At 65.7% G+C, this 1,084-nt stretch carries 1 protein-coding gene; it reads right to left on the reverse strand.

All coding sequences use genetic code 11. The annotated features are described in order from the left end of the window. On the reverse strand, nt 1–1,013 hold a 1,013-nt coding region (gene yjeH / locus C3418_RS23665; RefSeq protein ID WP_103859385.1), incomplete at its 3' end, for an L-methionine/branched-chain amino acid transporter. Between the last annotated feature and the right edge of the window lie 71 nt (nt 1,014–1,084).

Below are 1,084 nucleotides of genomic sequence, written 5' to 3' on the forward strand. Positions count from 1 at the left end.
CGCAGCCAGAGGATCAGGGTGATGGAGACGAAACAGATGGCGAGCACCCAGGCAAGGGCATGCAGGGGAGCGCCCCGGGCCGAGAGGCGAGAGAGGGAGACCGGCAGTTTGCCCTCCCGCGCCATGCTCCAGATAAGGCGCGCAAAACCTTGCAGGTAGATGTTGATGCTGGCGAAGCAGGAGAGATAGCCCAGCACCGCCACCAGCCACTTGGCGGTGGGGCCGAACAGCAGGGAGAGCAGGGCCGGAATGGCGGTGGCATTGGTCGCCTCGTCCCCGTAGAGGTCATATTTGAGCACCACCAGGGAGTGCACCCAGTAGATGAGCCCCGCCAGCAGCACGCCCCCCAACAGGGCAAGGGGGTAGTCCCGCTCTGGCCGCTTGAACTCCTCCCCCATGTGGGCGAAGGCCTCGAGCCCCACGAAACACCAGAACATCACCGCCAGCGCCGAGCCCATGGCGGGCCACTCGCTCGCCGTTGGCAGAGGCTGGGCGGCATCGCGCCAGCTGAGATCCCCCTTGAACCAGATGAGCAGGGTGAGCCCCAGGATAGCCAGGGCAATGAGCAGTTGCAGATTGCCGGAGGAGCGCGCCCCCCGCAGCCCCAGCAGAAAGACCCCGAGCAGGGTGAGCAGCTGGATGCCCCAGAGGGTCCACTCCCCCATGTCGAACAGGGCGTGCCAGAAACCGGCGGCGATGGTGAGGGCGGCAGGCAGGCCCACCGGCAGCACCGCCAGAAAGAGGAAAGCGGAGAAGCGCTCAGCGCCGTTGCCAAAGGCGAGGCCAATCAGATGGGGCGCGCCACCCGCGTGGGGATAACGCCGCCCGAGGCGGGCGAAGGTAAAGGCGATGGGCAGCACCAGGGCAATCAGCAGCAACCAGGCCCACAGCGACGCCCCTCCCGCCAGCGAGGCGGCGGTGGCCGGTACCACGAAGATCCCGGTACCGAGCAGGGAGGTGGCGAGCAGCCCCATCCCCTGCCAGAGCCCGAGATCCTTTTTCAACCCAGACATATCCTGTTGTCCCGTCTAGAAAAACATCCCGCCATGTTAGGCCGCCACCACCGCTTTGTTAAGTATTTAAG

This window comes from Aeromonas sp. ASNIH8 (assembly GCF_002919855.1).
GTDB lineage: Bacteria > Pseudomonadota > Gammaproteobacteria > Enterobacterales > Aeromonadaceae > Aeromonas > Aeromonas caviae.